The sequence below is a fragment of the Jiangella endophytica genome (genome assembly GCF_003427025.1).
Lineage (GTDB): Bacteria > Actinomycetota > Actinomycetes > Jiangellales > Jiangellaceae > Jiangella > Jiangella endophytica.
Map to the genome: position 1 here is coordinate 104,417 of NZ_QVAI01000010.1, position 19,120 is coordinate 123,536.

General features: G+C 73.5%; 18 protein-coding genes. 11 read left to right on the forward strand and 7 right to left on the reverse strand.

All coding sequences use genetic code 11. The features are described 5' to 3' along the window. Window positions 1–59 precede the first annotated feature (59 nt). Genes DZA62_RS20090 through DZA62_RS37280 form a run of 5 tightly spaced genes read left to right on the forward strand, consistent with a single transcriptional unit; the run spans window position 60 to window position 3,896 of the window. The gene (locus tag DZA62_RS20090) at window positions 60–269 is read left to right on the forward strand and encodes a dodecin (RefSeq protein ID WP_116950699.1); all 210 of its coding nucleotides are present in this window, start codon (window positions 60–62) and stop codon (window positions 267–269) included. Between the two features lie 51 nt (window positions 270–320). Continuing rightward, complete coding sequence (locus DZA62_RS20095; protein WP_116950700.1) at window positions 321–1,025, forward strand: beta-ketoacyl-ACP reductase; 705 nt, start codon at window positions 321–323, stop codon at window positions 1,023–1,025. Next, window positions 1,022–1,789 carry an enoyl-ACP reductase FabI gene (gene fabI / locus DZA62_RS20100; RefSeq protein WP_116950701.1) on the forward strand — a complete coding sequence of 256 codons (768 nt, stop codon included), beginning with the start codon at window positions 1,022–1,024 and terminating at the stop codon, window positions 1,787–1,789. The genes DZA62_RS20095 and fabI overlap by 4 nt, the downstream gene beginning before the upstream one ends. After that, window positions 1,786–3,069, forward strand: coding sequence for an alpha/beta fold hydrolase (locus tag DZA62_RS20105; RefSeq protein ID WP_232827544.1), 1,284 nt, complete (start codon window positions 1,786–1,788; stop codon window positions 3,067–3,069). Before fabI ends, DZA62_RS20105 begins: the two co-directional genes overlap by 4 nt. Further along, complete coding sequence (locus tag DZA62_RS37280) at window positions 3,066–3,896, forward strand: DivIVA domain-containing protein (RefSeq protein WP_116950702.1); 831 nt, start codon at window positions 3,066–3,068, stop codon at window positions 3,894–3,896. Before DZA62_RS20105 ends, DZA62_RS37280 begins: the two co-directional genes overlap by 4 nt. A gap of 36 nt (window positions 3,897–3,932) precedes the next feature. On the opposite strand, the gene DZA62_RS20115 is transcribed toward DZA62_RS37280, so the two are convergent. From DZA62_RS20115 to DZA62_RS20125, 3 genes are read right to left on the reverse strand one after another with little or no spacing between them, the layout of a single operon-like run. After that, window positions 3,933–5,033 (reverse strand): polyprenyl synthetase family protein, encoded by a 1,101-nt coding sequence (locus tag DZA62_RS20115; protein WP_198663995.1) that lies wholly within the window; start codon window positions 5,031–5,033, stop codon window positions 3,933–3,935. A 10-nt stretch (window positions 5,034–5,043) separates the two neighbouring features. Further along, entirely contained in the window at window positions 5,044–6,021 is a 978-nt protein-coding gene (locus DZA62_RS20120; protein WP_116950704.1) for an iron-siderophore ABC transporter substrate-binding protein, read from the reverse strand. 20 nt (window positions 6,022–6,041) lie between these two features. Beyond that, entirely contained in the window at window positions 6,042–6,848 is an 807-nt protein-coding gene (locus DZA62_RS20125; protein WP_116950705.1) for a hypothetical protein, read from the reverse strand. A gap of 98 nt (window positions 6,849–6,946) precedes the next feature. Here DZA62_RS20125 and metF point away from each other — a divergent pair, with 98 nt between their 5' ends. Further along, window positions 6,947–7,864, forward strand: a complete 918-nt coding sequence (gene metF, locus DZA62_RS20130; protein WP_116950706.1) for a methylenetetrahydrofolate reductase [NAD(P)H] — start codon at window positions 6,947–6,949, stop codon at window positions 7,862–7,864. 7 nt (window positions 7,865–7,871) lie between these two features. On the opposite strand, the gene DZA62_RS20135 is transcribed toward metF, so the two are convergent. Then, window positions 7,872–9,005, reverse strand: a complete 1,134-nt coding sequence (locus DZA62_RS20135; protein ID WP_116950707.1) for a phytoene desaturase family protein — start codon at window positions 9,003–9,005, stop codon at window positions 7,872–7,874. Window positions 9,006–9,008: 3 nt separating this feature from the next. Then, window positions 9,009–9,509, reverse strand: a complete 501-nt coding sequence (locus tag DZA62_RS20140) for a YbaK/EbsC family protein (protein WP_198663996.1) — start codon at window positions 9,507–9,509, stop codon at window positions 9,009–9,011. 108 nt (window positions 9,510–9,617) lie between these two features. On the opposite strand from DZA62_RS20140, the gene DZA62_RS20145 reads away from it, so the two are divergent. Together DZA62_RS20145 and DZA62_RS20150 are read left to right on the forward strand one after the other, a co-directional pair. Continuing rightward, window positions 9,618–10,133 carry an SAV_6107 family HEPN domain-containing protein gene (locus DZA62_RS20145; RefSeq protein ID WP_198663997.1) on the forward strand — a complete coding sequence of 172 codons (516 nt, stop codon included), beginning with the start codon at window positions 9,618–9,620 and terminating at the stop codon, window positions 10,131–10,133. Window positions 10,134–10,734: 601 nt separating this feature from the next. Continuing rightward, the gene (locus tag DZA62_RS20150) at window positions 10,735–11,688 is read left to right on the forward strand and encodes a proteasome assembly chaperone family protein (protein WP_116950709.1); all 954 of its coding nucleotides are present in this window, start codon (window positions 10,735–10,737) and stop codon (window positions 11,686–11,688) included. 3 nt (window positions 11,689–11,691) lie between these two features. Here the strand turns inward: DZA62_RS20150 and DZA62_RS20155 are convergent, their stop codons facing one another. Then, window positions 11,692–12,720 (reverse strand): M48 family metallopeptidase, encoded by a 1,029-nt coding sequence (locus DZA62_RS20155; RefSeq protein WP_116950885.1) that lies wholly within the window; start codon window positions 12,718–12,720, stop codon window positions 11,692–11,694. 93 nt (window positions 12,721–12,813) lie between these two features. On the opposite strand from DZA62_RS20155, the gene DZA62_RS35825 reads away from it, so the two are divergent. From DZA62_RS35825 to DZA62_RS20170, 3 genes are read left to right on the forward strand one after another with little or no spacing between them, the layout of a single operon-like run. Further along, complete coding sequence (locus DZA62_RS35825) at window positions 12,814–13,860, forward strand: efflux RND transporter periplasmic adaptor subunit (RefSeq protein ID WP_157987790.1); 1,047 nt, start codon at window positions 12,814–12,816, stop codon at window positions 13,858–13,860. After that, window positions 13,857–14,579 (forward strand): ABC transporter ATP-binding protein, encoded by a 723-nt coding sequence (locus tag DZA62_RS20165; protein WP_116950710.1) that lies wholly within the window; start codon window positions 13,857–13,859, stop codon window positions 14,577–14,579. The genes DZA62_RS35825 and DZA62_RS20165 overlap by 4 nt, the downstream gene beginning before the upstream one ends. Next, entirely contained in the window at window positions 14,576–15,775 is a 1,200-nt protein-coding gene (locus DZA62_RS20170; protein WP_116950711.1) for an ABC transporter permease, read from the forward strand. Before DZA62_RS20165 ends, DZA62_RS20170 begins: the two co-directional genes overlap by 4 nt. A 171-nt stretch (window positions 15,776–15,946) precedes the next feature. Here the strand turns inward: DZA62_RS20170 and DZA62_RS20175 are convergent, their stop codons facing one another. After that, the gene (locus DZA62_RS20175) at window positions 15,947–18,961 is read right to left on the reverse strand and encodes a S8 family serine peptidase (protein WP_157987791.1); all 3,015 of its coding nucleotides are present in this window, start codon (window positions 18,959–18,961) and stop codon (window positions 15,947–15,949) included. Between the last annotated feature and the right edge of the window lie 159 nt (window positions 18,962–19,120).

The following is a 19,120-nucleotide window of genomic DNA, read 5'->3' on the forward strand; positions in this document are numbered from 1 at the left end:
GAGCGATCAGCGCAGCCGGGCCGCCCAACGGCCCGGCGACAAGACAGAGGAGAAACGGTATGAACCGCACCTACCGGGTGACCGAGATCGTCGGGACGTCGGCGGAGGGGGTGGACGCCGCGGTGCGCAACGGCATCGGCCGGGCCGCGCAGACGCTGCGTCACCTCGACTGGTTCGAGGTCACCGAGATCCGCGGCCAGATCGTCGACGGCGAGGTCCAGCACGTCCAGGTCGGCATGAAGGTCGGCTTCCGACTCGAGGACGCCTGACGGTAGCGTCGGCGCGGACATCTGCATACCCGACACGAAGGAGAGCCCGACGTGGGTCGGTCCGTACTGGTGACCGGTGGCAATCGAGGGATCGGGCTGGCCATCGCGCGCTCGTTCGCGCAGGCCGGTGACGACGTCACCATCACCTACCGCAGCGGCGAGCCGCCCGAGGGACTGGCCGGGGTGCGCTGCGACGTCACCGACAGCGAGTCGGTCGACGCGGCGTTCACCGAGGTCGAGGCCGCGCAGGGGCCGGTCGAGGTGCTGGTGGCCAACGCCGGCATCACCCGCGACACACTGCTGCTGCGGATGAGCGAGTCCGACTTCACCGACGTCGTCGACACCAACCTGACCGGCGCGTTCCGGGTGGCCAAGCGCGCCGCGAGGGGAATGCTGCGGGCCCGCAAGGGCCGGGTCGTGTTCATCTCCAGCGTCGTGGGCCTGCTCGGCTCGCCGGGGCAGATGAACTACGCCGCCAGCAAGGCCGGCCTGGTCGGGCTGGCCCGGTCCATGGCGCGTGAGCTGGGCAGCCGCAACATCACCGCCAACGTCGTCGCGCCGGGGTTCGTCGAGTCCGACATGACGGCCGAACTCACCGACGAGCGGCGCGAGGAGATCCTCGGCGGCATCCCGCTGGGCCGCTACGCCGGCGCCGACGAGATCGCCCGTGTGGTGCGCTGGGTGGCCAGCGACGACGCGGCATACGTGACGGGAGCCGTCATTCCGGTCGACGGCGGATTGGGGATGGGTCACTGATGGGCATTCTGGAGGGCAAGCGGATCCTGGTCACCGGGGTCCTGACGGAGGCGTCGTTCGCGTTCCACGTGGCCCGGCTCGCGCAGGAGCAGGGCGCCACCGTCGTGCTCACCGGGTTCGGCCGGATGAGCCTGGTCGAGCGCATCGCCAAGCGGCTGCCCACGCCGGCGCCGGTCCTCGAGCTGGACGTCACGAGCACCGAGCAGCTCGACTCGCTGGCCGACCGGGTCCGCGAGCACGTCGACGGGCTCGACGGCGTCGTGCACTCGGTCGGGTTCGCCCCGCAGACGGCGCTCGGCGGGAGCTTCCTCGAGACTCCCTTCGAGGACGTCTCGACCGCCGTGCACGCGTCGACGTACTCGCTGAAGTCGCTGACCATGGCCACTCTGCCGCTGATGCCCGGCGGCGGCTCCGTCGTCGGCATGGACTTCGACGCCCAGGTGGCCTGGCCCGGCTACGACTGGATGGGGGTCGCGAAGGCCGGTCTCGAGGCGACGGCGCGCTACCTGGCCAAGTACCTGGGTGAGAAGAACATCCGGGTCAACCTCATCTCGGCCGGCCCGGTGAAGACGATGGCGGCCCGGTCCATCCCCGGCTTCTCCGACTTCGAGGGCGTCTGGAACGACCGCGCGCCGCTCGGCTGGGACCTGTCCGACCCCGAACCCGGCGCCCGCGGCGTCATCGCGCTGCTGTCCGACTGGTTCCCCAAGACCACGGGAGAGGTCATCCACGTCGACGGCGGCGTGCACGCGGTGGGCGCGTGATCCCGGCCGGTCGCGACGGTTCCGTCCGGCTGGGCGGGCTGGTCCTGCGGGACCACTGGTTCGACGCGCCGCTGGACCACTCCGCGACCGGCGGCGAGACGATCCGGCTCTACGCGCGGGAGGTCGTGTCGGCGGCCGATCCCGATCGCGACCTGCCGTGGCTGCTGTTCCTGCAAGGTGGGCCGGGCGGGAAGGCGACCCGTCCGGCCGGCGCGTCGGGCTGGGTGGGCCGGGCGGTCAAGGACTTCCGGGTGCTGCTGCTGGACCAGCGCGGCACCGGCCGGTCGACGCCCGCCACCGCGGCGACGCTGGCCGGGCGCGGTGACGCCGCGGCGCAGGCCGAGTATCTCGCGCACTTCCGCGCCGACGCGATCGTGGCCGACTCCGAGCTGATCCGCCGGCAGCTGGCCGGCGACTCGCCGTGGCACGTGCTGGGTCAGTCCTTCGGCGGATTCTGCTCGCTGACCTACCTGTCGTTCGCGCCGGACGGCCTGGCGTCGGTCATGCTCACCGGCGGCCTGGCCCCGATCGCCGTGGCCGTCGACGACGTCTATGCCGCCACCTATCCCGCCGTCGAGCGGAAGAACGAGCGGTTCCACGCGGCGTTCCCGCAGGCTCGGGACCAGCTCGAGGCGGTGGCCGCGTTCCTGCGGGCGAACGACGTCGTGCTGCCGGACGGCTCGCGGCTCACCGTCCCGCGGCTGCAGGCGCTGGGGCTCGCCCTCGGCGCGAAGTCGGCGATCCCCGGCCTGGCCTACCTTCTGGAGGAGGCGTTCGCCGCCGACGGCGTGCTGTCCGACACCTTCCTCGTCGGCGCCTGGCAGGCGCTCTCGTTCGCCACCCAGCCGTTGTACGCCGTCGTGCACGAGGCCTGCTACGCGCACAACGCGGCGACCCGGTGGTCGGCGCAGCGGGTCGGCGCCGGGCTGGAGCGATTCGCGCCGGACGCCGATCCGCTGCTGTTCACCGGCGAGATGATCTACCCCTGGATGTTCGAGCACGACCCCGCGCTGGCGCCGTTGCGCGAGACGGCCGACCTGCTGGCCGAGCGCGAGTGGGGGCCGCTGTACGACCTCGACCGCCTGGCGGCCAACGAGGTGCCCGTCGCGGCCGCGCTCTACGCCGAGGACATGTACGTCGACGCCGGCCTGTCGCGCGACACCGCCGCGCGGGTGCGCGGGCTGCGGGCCTGGGAGACCAACGCCCACGAGCACGACGGCCTGCGCGAGACCGAGGACGTCGTCGACCGCCTGATCCGGATGAACCGGGGCGAGCTGTGAGCGGCCCCCGCTTCACCGTCGCGATGCGCGGCTACGACCGCACCCAGGTCGACGCCCACTGCAGCCGCATCGAGGCGACGCTGGCCGGTACGGCGGGCACCCTCGCGATCACCGCCGAGGAGGCGGTGAACCCGGTGTTCACCATCGTCCTGCGCGGCTACGACCCGCGCGAGGTCGAGGCGTGGGTGCGCGCCCAGGCGGCGCTGCTCTCCGGCGGCACGGGCGCGGCGCCGCTGGTCCGCCACTCGGAGGTACTGCGGGTGGCCGAGCGGCCGGCGGGGGAGCGGTTCACCGTCGTGCGGCTGGCCGAGGGATACGACATCGGCGACGTCGACGCGTTCCTCGACCGCGTCCGCACCACCGTAGGGACGACGCTGAGTGCCGACGAGGTCCAGCGGGTGCAGTTCACCACGGTCCGGCTGCGGGCCGGGTACGACATGCGCGCCGTCGACGACTACCTCGACGAGGTCGTCGCGGAGTTGCAGCAGCCGCCGGGTGCGCCGGCTCCCGCCGCGCCCGTCGCCGCCGAACCGGAGCCGGAGCCGGAGCCGAGCACGACGCAATGGCGCGAGTCGCTGAGCGAGCGGTACGAGCTGCTGCGGGTCGCCGAGCGGCCACGCGGCGAACGGTTCGGGCGCACCGGGCTGACGAAGGGCTACGACGCCGACCAGGTCGACGCGTTCGTCGACGAGGTGCGCGGAACCCTGACATCGACGCTCACCCGCGACGACGTCGTGAACGTGCACTTCGACGACGCACGCGGCGGCTACCGCCACCGCGAGGTCGACGCGTGGCTGGTGGCGCTCGAAGAGCACACCCGCAGCTGATCATGGAGAAGCAGCGGCCGACCGCTGCGCGGGCCGTCAGTGGGTGCGCTCGGTGGTCAGCTCGATGAGCTGGGTCAGTGCCTTGCGGCCGTCGTCGGTGACGTCGGCGGCGTCCAGAGCCGCGTGGGCGTCGCCGACCAGCTCGGTGACCAGCGCTTCGACCCGGTCCAGTGCTGCAGTGTCGATCAGCACCTCGCGCAGTGCCGTCACTCCGTCGAGGTCCAGGGCCGGGTCGCCGAGCAGCGACCCCACCAGCGCCGCCTGCGACGCCGTCGCCCGTTCCAGCGCGTACGCGATGAGCAGCGTCCGCTTGCCCTCGCGCAGGTCGTCGCCCGTGGGCTTGCCGGTCCGGGCGGGATCGCCGAAGACGCCGAGCACGTCGTCGCGCAGCTGGAACGCCTCGCCGAGGGCCGCGCCGAACCGGCGGTACGACGCCAGCAGCGGCTCCGGCGCTCCGGCCAGCGCACCGCCGATGACCAGCGGGTGCTCGACGGAGTAGCGGGCGGACTTGTACCGGATGACCGTCCGGGCGCGGTCGGCCTGCCCAGACGGCGCGCCGCCGCCGCTGACCTGTTCGAGCATGTCGAGGTACTGGCCGCCGCCGACCTCGGTGCGCATGCGGTCGAACACCGCCCGCGCGGGACGCAGCCGGTGCGCCTCGACGGCGGCCCGGTCGAACAGCTCGGCGCTCCAGGCCAGCAGCATGTCGCCGAGCAGGATCGCCGCCGCCGCGCCGAACGCGTCGGCGGCGCCCTGCCAGCCGGAGTCGCGGTGCAGCGTCGCGAACCGGCGATGGACCGACGGCAGTCCGCGCCGTGTGTCGGACGCGTCGATCAGGTCGTCGTGGACCAGCGCCGACGCCTGGAACAGCTCCAGCGCCGCGCCGATCGTCACCATCGCCTCGTCGGCCGGGTCGCCGCCGGCCGCCCGCCAGCCCCAGTAGCAGAACGTCGGGCGCAGCCGCTTGCCGCCGGACAGGAACGCCGCCGCGGCGTCGACCAGCGGCACCGTGTGCGGGCTGGCCGCGCCGAGCAGCTCGCGCTGCTCGCCCAGGAACGCGTCGAGGGCGTGCTGGATGCGCGGCCGCAGGAGGCCGACCGGGTCGTCGGGGCCCGCGAGGGGCACTGGGGTCACCACGCCAGCAAGGCTAGGGGGTGGACGTCCCGCCGGTGTCTGCCAGGGCGGCTTGCAGGTCGTCGAGGATCGCGTGCGCACCGCGGTAGGTCGAGCTGCCCCACACGGCGTAGTCGGCGTCGACGACGTCGCCGGCCTGCGCGGCGGGCAGGTTCTGCCAGAGCGCCGACGAGGTGATGGTCTCGCGCGCGCCGGTGTTCTCGCCGTTGGCCAGGACGAAGATCGCGTCGCCGTTCGCCTCGGGGATCAGCTCCAGGCTGATCTCGATGAAGTCGCGGTCCGGGTCCGGCTCCAGCTGGCCGGCCGGGCGGGCGAAGCCGACGTCGTCGAGCACCTGGCCGGGGAACGAGGCCGGTGTCTCCAGCCGCAGCACGTCGGCCGCCTGCACCCGGACCAGCGACACCTCGACGGCGCCCGGGTCGCCGACGGCGTCGCGGACCTCCTGGACGTGCGCGTCGTACTCGGCGACGACCTCGTCGGCCCGCTCCGGCACGCCGAGCGCCTCGGCCAGCTCGGTGACGTGCGAGCGCCAGCTGCCCGTGCCCTCCCAGGCCAGCGACACGGTCGGCGCGATCTGCGAGAGGGAGTCGTAGGCCTCCGCGAACCCGGCGACGTCCACGGACAGGATGAGGTCCGGGTCGGCGACGGCCAGCGCCTCGATGTCGGGCTCGCGGGAGCCACCCACCAGCTCGAGGTCACTAACGGGGAAGTCGGCGGGCAGGAACGTGGCGAGGTCGGAGCCGTCCGCCGTCTCGGCCGAGGCGGCGACCGGCTCGAACCCGAGGTCCACCAGCGCCGACAGCGTCGGCCGCCACAGGACGGCGATGCGCTGCGGGTCGTCGGGCACCTCGGTCTCGCCCTGGGCGTGGACGACGGTGTGCGTGGCGGCGGCCGCCCCGCCGTCGCCGGAGGCGGGTTCGTCGTCTCCGCCGCCGCACGCGGCGAGAACGAGCAGGGCGGCCAGGGGCAGAGAAGCGGCGAGGCGGCGCATGGGTCTCCGGGGGTTCGTGATCAGGACGGACGGCGTTCCAGCGCGGCCCGGCGCTTGGCGACGCGGACCTCGTCGTCGACGTACGGGCAGCCGCCGCAGAACGCCGCGGGCTCCTGCCGGGCGTCGCGCGGGCGGAGGTCGTCGACCACGTACTTGAGGCAGCAGGTGCCCTTGACGCTGCCGGCCGCGACACCGCCGGACCACGGCACGTGCAGCAGCCGGGGCCGGCGGCGCACCGGTGCGCCCAGCGCGACCAGCTCGTCGACGACCGCGTGGGTGCGCTGCCAGGTCTCGTCCGGGTCCAGGCCGGCGGCGTTGGCCGCGAGCACGGCGGGGCCGCCGAGGCGGTCGGCGACCGAGTTCCACATGGTGCGCACGCCGTACGGCGCCAGCTCTGCGACGGCGTCGACGACCGGCGCGAGGACGACGTGCAACCGCCGAGCCACCTCGTCGGCGCTGATGTCGTCGTCGATGGTCCCGCCGGTGAGCGCCAGCCGGTCGAACTGCGCGCCGTCGACGTGCACGCGCGTGGTGGCCGGGTCCAGCGGCAGGCCTCGGCGTTCGACCAGGTAGCTCGCCAGCAGAGCCGTCGCGACCCGGCCGGTCAGCCGGAGCACCAGGTAGGACGCGGCGACGTTGCGGTGGCCGCCGGCGGCATCGTCGAGGCGGTCCAGCCACGCGGCGACGACGCCGGGGCCGGCTGCCGCGTCGGCGAGTGTGGTCCAGCCGTCGCCGTCGGCCGACGTGACGAACCCGAAGGACGGATGGAGCCGCTCCAGGCGGCGCGCGGCGGCGTCGAGGGGCTCGGTGGCGGTGGCGGCGAACATAGGTATGACTAACCTAAGTCTTGGCGACGAAGATCGCCAATCGTTCGTACGCTGAGACGATCTGTCCGAAAGGCGGACGTCGTCGGTAGGCTGGGCGAATGGCTCTGGGACTTCCGTCGACGATGCCCGGTGGTTCGCGCACCATCCGGGAGTTGCTGGCCGCCGGCGGAAGATCGTTCTCGTTCGAGTTCTTCGCGCCGAAGAGCGAGGCCGCCGAGGTCGTCTTCTGGCAGACCATGCGCGAGCTCGAGCGGCTGCAGCCGACGTTCGTCTCGGTCACGTACGGGGCGGGCGGCACCACGCGCGACAGCACGGTGCGCGTCACCGAGGGCATCGCCCGCGACACCACGTTGACCGTCGTCGGGCACCTGGCCGCGGTGAACCACTCGGTGGCCGAGCTGCGCAACGTCATCGGCCAGTACGCCGACGCCGGCGTGCGCAACTTCCTCGCGCTGCGCGGCGACCCGCCCGGCGACCCGCGGGGCGAGTGGGTGAAGCACCCGGAGGGCTTCGAGTACTCCGAAGAGCTGGTGCGGCTCATCCGCGCCAGCGGTGACTTCTGCGTCGGCGTCGCGGCGTTCCCGGACAAGCACCCTCGCTCGCCCGACCTCGAGACCGATGCCCGGTTCCTGGCCCGCAAGTTCCAGGCCGGCGCCGACTACGCGATCACCCAGATGTTCTTCCACGCCGACGACTACCTGCGGCTGCGCGACCGGGTCGCGGCGGCCGGGGGAGACGCGCCGATCATCCCGGGCATCATGCCGGTGACGAACGTGCGGCAGATCCAGCACTTCGCCGTGCTCACGGGCGCCGTGTTCCCGGCCGCGCTCGCGCAGCGGCTGCTCGCCGTCGAGGGCGACCCCGAGGCCGTGCGCGCCATCGGCGTCGAGGTGGCGACCGAGCTGTGCGAGCGCCTGCTCGCCGAGGGCGTGCCCGGCCTGCACTTCATCACGCTCAACAGGTCGACGGCGACCCGCGAGATCTATCAGAACCTCGGGGTCGGCGCGCTGTCCTGAACCGCCCTCAGGCCCGGCCGATGTGGTCGGTGACGATCGCCGCCGACTCCGCGACCAGCGCGATCCCCGGCCCGGGATGGGCGCCGGCGCCGGCCAGGTAGAGGCCGCGGACGCGGGTGACGTTGGCCGGGCGCTGGAAGATCGCGGTGACGCGGCCGGCGGCGGCGCCGTGGACGGCGGTCGGGGCGACGTGCTGGACGCGGCCGTCGGCGGTGTCGTACGTGATGGTCGCCGGGCCGCCGTCCGCCGGGAAGCGGATCTGCGGAGTCGGGGCGGGCTGCGTGTGCGCCTCGGTGACGACGGTGCGCACCTGGCCGGGTTCCGGCTCGGCGTGGTCGAGCCGGCGCCGGAACGGGCCGCGGCGGTCGTCGGCGAGGCCGCCCGGGGGAGCCGTCCACACCACCGCGTCGGCGTCCACGGTGCCGCCGGCGGCCAGCGTCACGCCGGTGAGCCGCTTGCCGTCCAGCGCCGGGCCGGTCACCGGCGCCTCGTACCGGAACGTCGCGCCGCGCTCGGCCGCCCGCCCCGCCAGTACGTCGATGAGCTGCGCAAGCTCGGCCGTCCACACGCCGAAGGTCTGCTCCAGGTACGGCAGCACGGTGAGCGCGGCCGGAGCGGTCGCCGGGTCGGCCCCGAAGCGGGTCGCGTAGGACTCCAGCGCGGTCCTCAGGCGCGGCTCCCGCAGTGACGTCGCGACGTCGCGCAGTGTGCCGCCGGACGGCGCGGGCTTGGCGCCGGCGTGGCCGAGGACGAGCGGCCGCAGCGCGCGCCACGCTCGGTCGCCGTGCGCGACGACCGCATCCCACTGCGCGCCCGCGCCCCGGCCGAACGCCTCGTCGAGGGCTCGCCGAGTGCCGGACGGGCTCGCGTTCGGGACGGCGACCTCGGCTCCGTCGGCGAACACCCACCGGGCCGCGGGGTCGACCGGGACGACGTCGAGCTCCCGCTCCAGCGGGCGGCCGGTCTTGCGGAACAGGTCGCGCAGGACCGCCGGCAGGGTGAAGGGTTGCGGGCCGTACCTCAGCTGGCCGCCCGGTGCCGGGCCGGACTCCAGCACCGTGACGTCGTGGGCGAAGTCGGCGAGGGCGAGCGCGGAGCAGAGCCCCGCCAGCCCCGCCCCCACGACGACGACGCGTGCCACGCCTCAGCCGGCGACGTCGACGGGGGTGCCGCCGGTGACCCGGACCAGCTCGTCGAACGTCGTCGGGAAGACCGTGTGCGGGTGGCCGGCCGCGGCCCAGACCTGGTCGTGCTTCTCCAGCCAGACATCGACCAGCGTGCGCACCTGAGCCGGGTGCCCGACCGGGGCGACGCCGCCGATCGGCTGGCCGGTGTGCGTGCGGACGAACGTCGGATCGGCCCGCCCGACCGAGGTGGCGCCCGCCGCGCGGGCCAGCGCCGCGACGTCGGCCCGGTGCGCTCCGCTGGTGAGGACGAGCAGGGGAGCGCCGTCGCAGTCGAAGATCAGCGAGTTGGCGATGGCGCCGACCTCGCAGCCGAGCTGCTCCGCCGCGGCGGCCGCCGTCGGCGCGGAGTCCGAGAGGGCGACGATCTCGGGGGTGGCGCCGGCTGCCGTGAGCGCCTCGCGGACGCGCTGGACGTTCGGATGAGCGAGGACCTTGTCGGCACTGTCAGGGCTGGTCACAGGGGTCGACCCTACCGCCTCCGCCCTCATCCCCGACACGTTGTCGGTGCCGGGGTGTACATTTCTCCATAGGTCGAACAGTCGTTCGAACATGATGCGGAGGCGGCCATGACTGTCGAGATTCAGGAGTCCAGCAGGGTGGCGGGCGGCCACGGCCTGCCGGTCCCGCGCACGCGGCCGCCCATGGGTCACGCCGCCCTCGATCTCATCGAGCACGCGCGGCTGTGCCTCGCCGAAGCCGCCTCGACCGGCCACGCGGGCGACCGCTTCGCCGCGGCCCACCTCGCGGCCCTGCGCGCTGCGGCCGCCGTCCTGGCCGCGAAGGCCCGGCCGGCCGCGTCCGGGCGGGGCCGTGGGCGGCGTGGGCACGGTCCCCGCAACGTGTGGGAGCTGCTGCCCGGCGTCGCGCCGGAGCTGGCCGAGTGGGCCGCGTTCTTCGGCGCCAACGCCGGCAAGCGAGCCGCCGCCCAGGCCGGCCTGCCGGGCGCCGTCACCCCGCGCGAGGCCGACGACCTCCTCCGCGAGGCCGACGTGTTCCTCGGGATGGTCAGCGTGCTGCTGGGTCTGCCGTACCAGGAGCCGCTCGACGGCCCGGTGGTCGCGCTGGTCCCCGGGGCGGCCTGACCGGCGCGGCTCGCGGTGGCCGGGGCTGCGCGGTCCGGGTGGCGTGCCTCGCGTGGCGTGGTCCGGCTGCGACGAGCGGTGCAACTGTGGTGGCCGGGGCTGCGTGCTTCGGTTGGTCGCGGTGATCTGTGCCGACCGGCGCGACCTGGCAACGGCCTGACCCGGGCGGCTGGCTCACCTGTCCCGGTCGACGTCGCTGGGGTGGCTGACGTGGCCGATGTAGCTGAACCGGCATCGGCTGGCGGACGTGAGCCGACCGGCGTAGGGCTTTTTCGGACTGGCCCGACCCGGGCGCTGTGGCCCAGCAAGCCCCCAGCATCGCCTAGCCGCCGGCGTGCCTCCGGCCTCCAAGGTGCCAGTGGCGTCGGGCACGTCAGAGCACGGCGGCGTCACCCGCTCAGCGCCGGCGCCGCCCCTCGCATCCAACGTCACGCCGCCGCCGCGCCAGCCCATCACGCGAGCCGCCGCGCGGCAGGTCACCCGTCCGCCCCTCCCGCTCGCCGCCGCACCCGAAGTGCGCTCGGGGCCTCGGGAAGTCCTGAGGCGGCCGCCGCGTTATGTCAGTTGTCTTGTAAGTAAGTCTGATGTCGGGAGAGCCGCCATGCCGAGCCGCAGTGAGCTGTACGAGCTCGTCGAGGAGCCGTCCGAGCTGGAGTCCCCAGTTCTGGTCTACTGGTTCGACGGTTTCGTGGACGCGGGCCGAGCCGGCGGCGGTCTGGTCGACCACCTTCTCGCGACCCTCGACACCGAGGTCGTGGCGCGCTTCGACGTCGATTCGCTGATCGACTACCGGTCCCGTCGTCCGGAGATGCGCTTCTCCGACGGCGCGTTCCAGGACTACGACGCGCCCGAGCTGACGCTGCGGCTGGTCCGCGACGACGTCGGCGCGCCGTTCCTGCTGCTGTCGGGCCCGGAGCCGGACGTGCGGTGGGAGGCCTTCGTCTCCGCCGTCACCGACCTCATCGAGCGGCTCGGCGTGCGCCTGGCGATCGGCGTGCACGGCATCCCGAACCCGGTGCCGCACACCCGCCCCCTGAGCGTCCTCACCCACGCCAACCGTCCAGGCCTGCTCGACGAAGCGGCGCTGGTCGACGTCGAGCTGAGGGTGCCGGGCAACGTCGCGTCGCTGCTCGAGTACCGGCTCGGCCAGACCGGCCACGACGCCATCGGGCTGGTCGCCCGCGTCCCGCACTACCTCGCCGAATCCGAGTACCCGCAGTCGTCGCTGACGTTGCTGCGGGCGCTGAGCGCCACCACCGGGCTGCTGCTGCCGTCCGGTGAACTGGCCGAGGCCGCCCGCCGCACCGACGAGCTGGTCCGCGAGCAGGTCGAGGGCAACGATCAGGTCGCCAAGGTCGTCCACGCGCTGGAGAACCAGTACGACGCGTTCGCCGGCGGCGACGCTCGCGGCAGCCTCATCGCCGAGCAGCGGGCCGTGCCCAGCGCCGACGAGATCGGCGCCGAGCTCGAGCAGTTCCTCGCCGACCTCGACGACCGGGCCGATGACGACGAGGACGGCGACGACCTCGGCGACGAGGACCGCGGCGACCGCTGAGCGCTACTCGCCGTCCGACGGGCGGCGCATGCGGTTGGCGATGTTGTCGAACAGCTTGCCGCCGGCGTCGCCCACGCCGTTGACGATGTCGCGCAGCGAGCTGATCAGCGGGTCGGACGTGCGGGTCCACGACTCCTGGTACGACTTCGCCGCGTTGCGGACCTCTTGGCTGATGGAGGCGTCGCGGTCGTCGGAGCGGCGCGGATAGTCGCCGGCGAGGATGCGGCTGTACTCGCCCGACGCCGCCCAGCGGTCCAGCTCAGCCAGCCGCACCACGGACTGCGGGTGCGTGCGGCCCATCAGGCTCATCAGCTTGATGAGGCCGTCGCGGGCGTCCTCGCCGGCGTCGTACTCGCGGGCCTGCTGCAGGAACGCGTCGACGTCCATCTCGGCGAGCCGCGAGCCGCCGGCCAGCTTCATCAGCGAGCGCTTCGCGGCGTCGGGGTCCTGCGACGACAGCAGGCCGGCGCGGTCGGCGGACAGCTCGGACTTGCGCTGCCACTCCTCGAGCGCGAACACGATGGCCCGCAGCCCGACGTAGCCGAGCGGGATCCACGCGACCCGCAGCGCCAGCTGGGTCAGCATGAGGAGCAGCGTGCGGTAGACGGCGTGCCCGGACAGGATGTGCCCGACCTCGTGGCCGACGGCGAACCGCCGCTCCTCGGCATCGAGCAGATCGAACAGCCCGGTGGTGACCACGATGAACGGCTTGTCGGTGCCGATGGCCATCGCCCGCGGCTGCGCGTCCTGGATGACGTAGAGCTCCGGCCGCTGGACGTCGAGGATGTGGGCGGCGTCGACGACGTCCTGGTAGACGTCGCGGAACTGGGTCTCGCCGACCCGCACCGCGCTGGACAGGTAGTGCAGCCGCAGACTGCGCTCGTTGAACAGGCCGGACATCTTGCGCAGCACGGTGTCGAACCCGCGCAGCGACCGCATGGCGACCAGCGCTCCGCGATCGGCCGGGTGCTCGTACGCACGCGAGCTGATATCGGGGAAGCGGACGCGGCTACGGTCGGGCTCAGTCGTCATGCTGTCCATCGTAGACCGCCCTATTGACAATGCACATACTCGGTATACATGCTGTGCTCCCACCGTCATCGGAGCCCGAGAGGGAGCACGTTCGTGGGCGTCACGCGCCGCATCGTCCTGCCGACGATCAAAGTCCTGCTGCTGGCCGTCATCGCCGTGGCGGCGGTTCGCCTCGCCTTCGGCGGCGACGAGCAGTCCACCGCCGACGACGACCCGGCGATGCCGTCCGTCGACATCGTCCAGCCGGAGATTCCCGCCAGCATCGGCACCGTCGTCAACACCGTCGAGGTCGAGGCCACCATCACGGCCGACGCTCCGACGGCGGTGCGCGCGACCGACGCCGGCGAGGTGACGGTGTTCCTGGCCGACCCCGGCGACGTCGTCGAGGAGGGCGACCCGCTGGTCGAGGTCGTCTTCGAGGAGGAGGGCGAACCGACCACCGAGACCGACGACGAGGGCAACGAGGTCGAGGTGCCGGGCGAGCCGGTCCGCCGGTTCCGCACCATCGAGGCGCCCGCCCCCGGAACGGTCGGCGAGTACGACGTGCTGGCCGGCGAGACCGTCGCGGTCGGCGACACCCTCGGCAGCATCGCCACCGGCGGTTTCACGGTCTCCGGATCGCTGTCCGCGGAGCAGCAGTACCGGCTGGTCAGCGGCCCGACGTCGGCCGAGGTGCAGGCTCGCGGCGGCCCGGCCCCGTTCGCCTGCACCGAGCTGCGCACCGGCCGGTCCGCCTCCGGGAGCGGCGAGGACGGCGGCGGCGCCGTGTCCCAGGACCCGATGATGCCGCCCGACCAGAGCGGTGGCGGCTCCAGCACCGCCATCTCGTGCACCGTCCCGCCGGGCGTGACGGTGTTCGACGGGCTGGCCGCGACGATGGTCATCGAGGCCGGCCGGGCCGAGAACGTGCTGGTCGTTCCGGTGACGGCGGTCGAGGGTGCGTTCGAGTCCGGCAACGTGTGGAAGGTCGGCCCGGACGGCGCGCCGGTGGAGACGCCGGTGACCCTGGGGCTCACCGACGGCGAACTGGTCGAGATCCGCGAGGGCCTGGCCGAGGGCGACGCCGTCCTGGAGTTCGTTCCCGGCGGCTCGCCCGACGAGGAACTGCTCGGTCCCGACATGATCGGCGAGGCCGGATGAGCCTCATCGAGCTCGACGGCGTCGGCCGGACGGTGCTCCTGCCCGACGGCGACCGCCTCGAGATCCTCCGCGACGTCACCCTGACCATCGAGGTGGGCGAGCACGTGTCGATCGTCGGCCGGTCCGGGTCGGGCAAGTCGACGCTGCTCAACCTCATGGGCCTGCTCGACACCCCGACCGAGGGGGAGTACCTGCTGCAGGACCGGCCCACTCGCGGGCTGTCGCAGCGGCAGCGGGCCAAGCTGCGCGGCGCCGGGTTCGGCTTCGTGTTCCAGCAGTTCAACCTGCTGCCCGGGCGCACGGCGCTGCAGAACGTCGCCGCGCCGCTGCTGTATTCGGGCGGCCGCGACTTCTGGCGCCGGAACAGGCTGGCGGCGGACATGCTCGAGCGGGTCGGCCTCGGCGAGCGCGCCGGCACCATGCCGGAGAAGCTGTCCGGTGGCGAGCAGCAGCGGGTCGCCATCGCGCGCAGCCTGATCCGCTCGCCCCGGGTCATTCTCTGCGACGAGCCCACCGGCGCGCTGGACGTGCAGACCGGCACCGAGATCATGGACCTGCTCGACACCGTGGCCGCCGAGTCCGGCGCGACGCTGGTCACCATCACGCACGACACGATGGTCGCCGCGCGGGCGCATCGGCACTACCGCCTCGACGCGGGTCTGCTCGGCCCGCTGGACCCCGCCACGCTGCCCGCGCCCCGTCCGGTGGTCGCGTCGTGACGGGACTGGTCGCGGCATTCGCCGAGGCGTGGGACGAGGTCCGCATCCACAAGGTCCGCGTCATCGTGTCGCTGATCGGCGTCCTGATCGCCGTCGCCGCGATGACGGTGATCACCGCACTGGGCGACATGGCCCGGCAGGCCAACGCCGAGCACTCCGAGCGCACCAGCGGCCGCCCGGCGACGCTGCAGGTCAGCGCGTGGAGCATGGACGGCTCGTTGGTCGCCTCGGACACGCTGACCGGCGCCTACGCCGAGATCGTCGAGCGGCACTCCGTCACGTACTCGTCGGTGCTCAGCACGAACGAGCAGTTGTTCCGGTTCACCGACGGCGTCGAGCCGGTGTGGACGACCTACATCGACCGGTCCTACGGCGAGATGCACCGCATCGAGCCGCGGGAGGGCCGTTGGTTCACCGCCGCCGACGAGCGCCGGTTCGCGCCGGCGGTCGTCGTCAACGAGGCCTTCCACCAGCGGATGGGCGCGCCGGACCTGCGTACGAACCCGACGGTGGTGATCGGCGGCGAACGGCCGGTCCGCGCGACGGTCATCGGCGTCACGCCGGACGCGTACAGCGACGAGTCGCCGTCGGCGTTCCTGCTCAACTCCCACCAGGCGCAGTGGGGGATCCAGGGCGCCTATCCCGGCGCGCCGATCCTGGAGCTGTGGGTGCCGCCGGAGGCCGCCGACGAGCTCACCGGCGTCGTCACGTCCGACCTCGCCAGCCTGGTCGGCGTCGACCTGCAGGTCGACGTCTACCGCATCGACCCGTCCGACTTCGACGTCATCGACGGCCAACTGCAGTGGGTGATCCGCGGCGTCAGCGTCATCGCGCTGGGCATGGGTGCGCTGGGTCTGGTGAACATCGCTCTGGTGACGGTGCGGTACCGGGTCCGCGAGATCGGCGTGCGGCGCAGCTTCGGCGCGACGTCGGGCCGGGTGTTCTTCTCGGTGATGATGGAGAGCGTGTTCGCGACGGCGGTCGCCGGGCTGGCCGGCGTGGTGCTGGCCGTCGCGATCGTGAAGAACGTGCCGATCGAGGAGCTGATCGGCGGCAGCGTCACCGACGTGCCGGCGTTCCCGGTCCGGGCCGCCGTCGAGGGTCTGGTCGCGGCGACGGCGATCGGCGCCCTGGCCGGGATCGTCCCGGCCACCGTCGCCGTCCGCGTCAAGGTGATCGACGCGATCCGCTTCTGAATGATCACGTTCAGTTGGCGTGTTCACGCTCACCCAGGCATGCATGCCTGGTGAAGCGAGTACACGCCGGCCCGACGCCGAACACAGGACTCCTCCCGCTTACCCAGGCATGCATTCCTGGGTGAGCGGGAGTAACCCCACTGAACGTGATCATTCCGGGGCGGGCGCGGGTCAGTCGACGGCGACCACCGTCGTGCTGGTGGTGGCGGCGTAGCCGACCAGCCCGAGGTACGGCACGCCCGCGCCGAGGCCGCTCCACGAGACCGTCACCTCGGCGGGGTCGCCGGCTCGGGCGGGCAGCGGATCGGGCGCGACCGTCGCGTTGCCGGCCGAGTCGGCCCCGACGGCGAAGTCGCGCAGGCTGAAGTCGACCGCCGACCCGTCCGGGCTGGAGAACAGGTGCACCAGTACCTGGTACGTCCCCGGTTCGGGCGCGGTCAGGTCGACCCGCTCGCTGGCCGCGCCGGTCGCGCCGTTCACCGGCAGCTCGGCGCCGTCGGGGCCGTAGACGTAGAGGTCGTAGTCGGCCGATTCCTGACCCGCGACCAGGTCGAACCGGGCCAGTGACGTCCCCTCGGGCACCTCGAACGACACCAGCCGCGACGACGTGTTGCCGGCGGGGTCCGGTGCCTCGCCCGGCGTCAGCGCACCGTCGGTGACCTCGCCCGGCGCCAGGCCGCGCAGCGTGAGGTCGACGTCGCCGGTCGTCGACGTCGTCACCGAGTACGTTGCCGAGCCGTCCGCGGCCGTCGCTGCCACCTCGGAAGGCGCGGCGACGGCGACCGGGCGGGCCACGATCGGGCTGCGCACCGTGGTTCCCGCGCCGCTCCAGGTCAGCGTGCCGTGCGCGTACTCGTCCAGGGCCGCACGCGTCCGGGTGAGCGTCACCTCGAACGTCTTGCTCTGCCCGGGCCGGCCGAAGTACAGCACCGACGGGGTGACCCGCGCGGTGAAGCCGGGCACCGAGATCGACGCGCGGTACAGCCCCGGCGTGACGGCGGTGACGGTGCGGGTGACGGTCTGCCGCCCGGCCAGCGCGCCGACGGCGATGGAGGGCTGGTTGAGGTCGGACGGGTCGATCGGCTCGACGCCCGGGACGCCGGTGTCCTCGCCGGTGCCTTCGAGGAACGCCAGCCAGTCGGCGGTGCCGGACTCGTACACCAGACCGGGGTCGAGGAACCGGGCCGGGTCGACGTGCCCGGCGCCGGCGTGGAAGCGGTCGCGGTCCGGCTCGCCCGACGCGACGAGCAGGTCGTAGGCGGTCGTCATCATCGCCGACCTGATCGCCGCCGCCGACCACTCGGGGTGCTCGGCGCGGACCAGCGCGGCCAGCCCGGCGATGTGCGGCGCCGCCATCGACGTGCCGGAGAGGAAGTCGAAGTCGTTGCCGTCGTGCGGCCCGGGCGCGACGGCCGCGAGCACGTCGACGCCCGGCGCCGAGATGTCCGGCTTGAGCAGGTCACCGCCGTTGGCCAGCGCGGGGCCGCGGGACGAGAACCCGGCCAGCACCGGCTTCGGCGTCGGCGGCAGTTCCGTCTGGTCGCCGGGCAGCAGCGCCGCGGTGGCGCCGTCGCCCGCCGCGTACTCCCGGATCGCCTCGGCGTCCTCGGCCCCGACGTGCGTCGCCGGGAGGACGTGGAAGTCGGCGTTCAGCGTCTCGGCCGGGTCCAGGTTACCCAGCACGACGCCGACGCCGCCCGCCCGCCGCACCTCGGCCGACTTCGCGACGCGGTCGTAGACGCCGCGGTCGCAGATGACGACGGCACCCGCGGCGGCCGCGTCGTCCAGCGACGACGGCCCGCACAGCGCCGCCTCGCCCGGTTCGACGCCGGACGCCGCGATGTCGCGGGCGTACACCAGCGGGGTCTGTTCCGGGACGCCCGCGTCGTTGATCATCGACCCGCGGAAGAGCCTGCCGTCGCCCAGTTCGACGGTGCCCTCGTAGATCTGGTGCGTGCTGGCCGCGACCGTCGTGACCCACGGGCTGTTGTGCGCGACGGTCGACTCGCCCGGCCCGGAGTTGCCGGCCGACGCCGACACGAAGATGTTCGCCGACGCCGCCGAGAGGAAGGCCAGCTCCACCGGGTCGACCAGCGTGTCGGTGGCGCCGGAGATCGAGTAGTTGATGACGTCGACGCCGTCGAGGATCGCCTGGTCGACGGCGGCCACGGAGTCCGACGGATAGCAGCCGCCGGTGTTCTCGTCGTCGTCCTGCCAGCACACCTTGTACGCCGCGACCGACGCGCCCGGCGCCATGCCCGACCCGTCGCCGAACGCGCGGCCGTTCACCGTCATCGGCACGCCGTGGTTCCCGGCCGCCGTGCTGGCGGTGTGGCTGCCGTGGCCGTCGCCGTCGCGCGTGGACAGGTGCTCGTTCGGGTCGCGATGCTCCGGCGGCACGTTGGCGACGAAGCCGTCGTCGAAGTAGCGGGCCGAGACGAGCTTGCCGTTGCACAGGTCGGCGGTCCAGTTCTCGCCGGTCTCGCACTCGCCGGTGAACGTGTCGCCGTTCGCCTTCAGTACCGCCGTGCCGGTGTCCGACGTCCGGTAGGCGGCGCCCGGCTCGCCGGTGGGGCCGTCGGCCAGGTCGGGGCCGGCGAACGACGCGCTCTCCGGCCAGATGCCGGTGTCGATGACGCCGACGACGACGCCGCGCCCGGCCTCGGCCGTCCCGCCCAGCGCGGCCCACACGCCGTCGTCGCCGGTCAGGCCGAGGAACTCGGGCGACGCGACGGTGTCGACGGCGCGCGGCACGTCCGGCACGACGGCGAGCACCTGCGGGTCGGCGGACAGCTCGGCCGCCTGCTCCGCGGTGAGCTCGGCGGCGAACCCGTTCACCGCGACGGTGTACTGGTACCGCGGCTCGGCGCCGACCTCGCCGGCCACCTCGCGCTGCCGCTGGTCGAGGTGCGTGCGGTAGTCGCGGACGGCGTGATCGCCGGCCCGCAACCGCTCACCGTCGCCCGGAGCCGTCGCGTCGAGGCCGCGCACCCCGCCCTCGTAGGTGGCCGCGGGCGCCCCCGTCAGGACGACGACGTAGGAGCCGTCGGCGAAGTCGCGCGGCGCGGGCGCCGCCGGTGCGGACGGAGTGGCGCCGGCGACGACGGTCGAGGCCGCGGCCGTCGCGACGACGCCGGCCAGCGCGACGAGCAGACGGGTGCGTGGACGGCGGATCGGGTGCGGCACAGGCGGTCCTCCGGGTGAGCTGGGCCGGGCACAGGCGTGCCCGTGACATTCGTCATGGCCGGGCCCCGCATCGGTCATCGAGGCCGGTGACATCGCCCACCGGGTCCGGCCGCGTGCCCCGGCCACGATGGGGTCATGGCAGACATCGAACCATTCCCG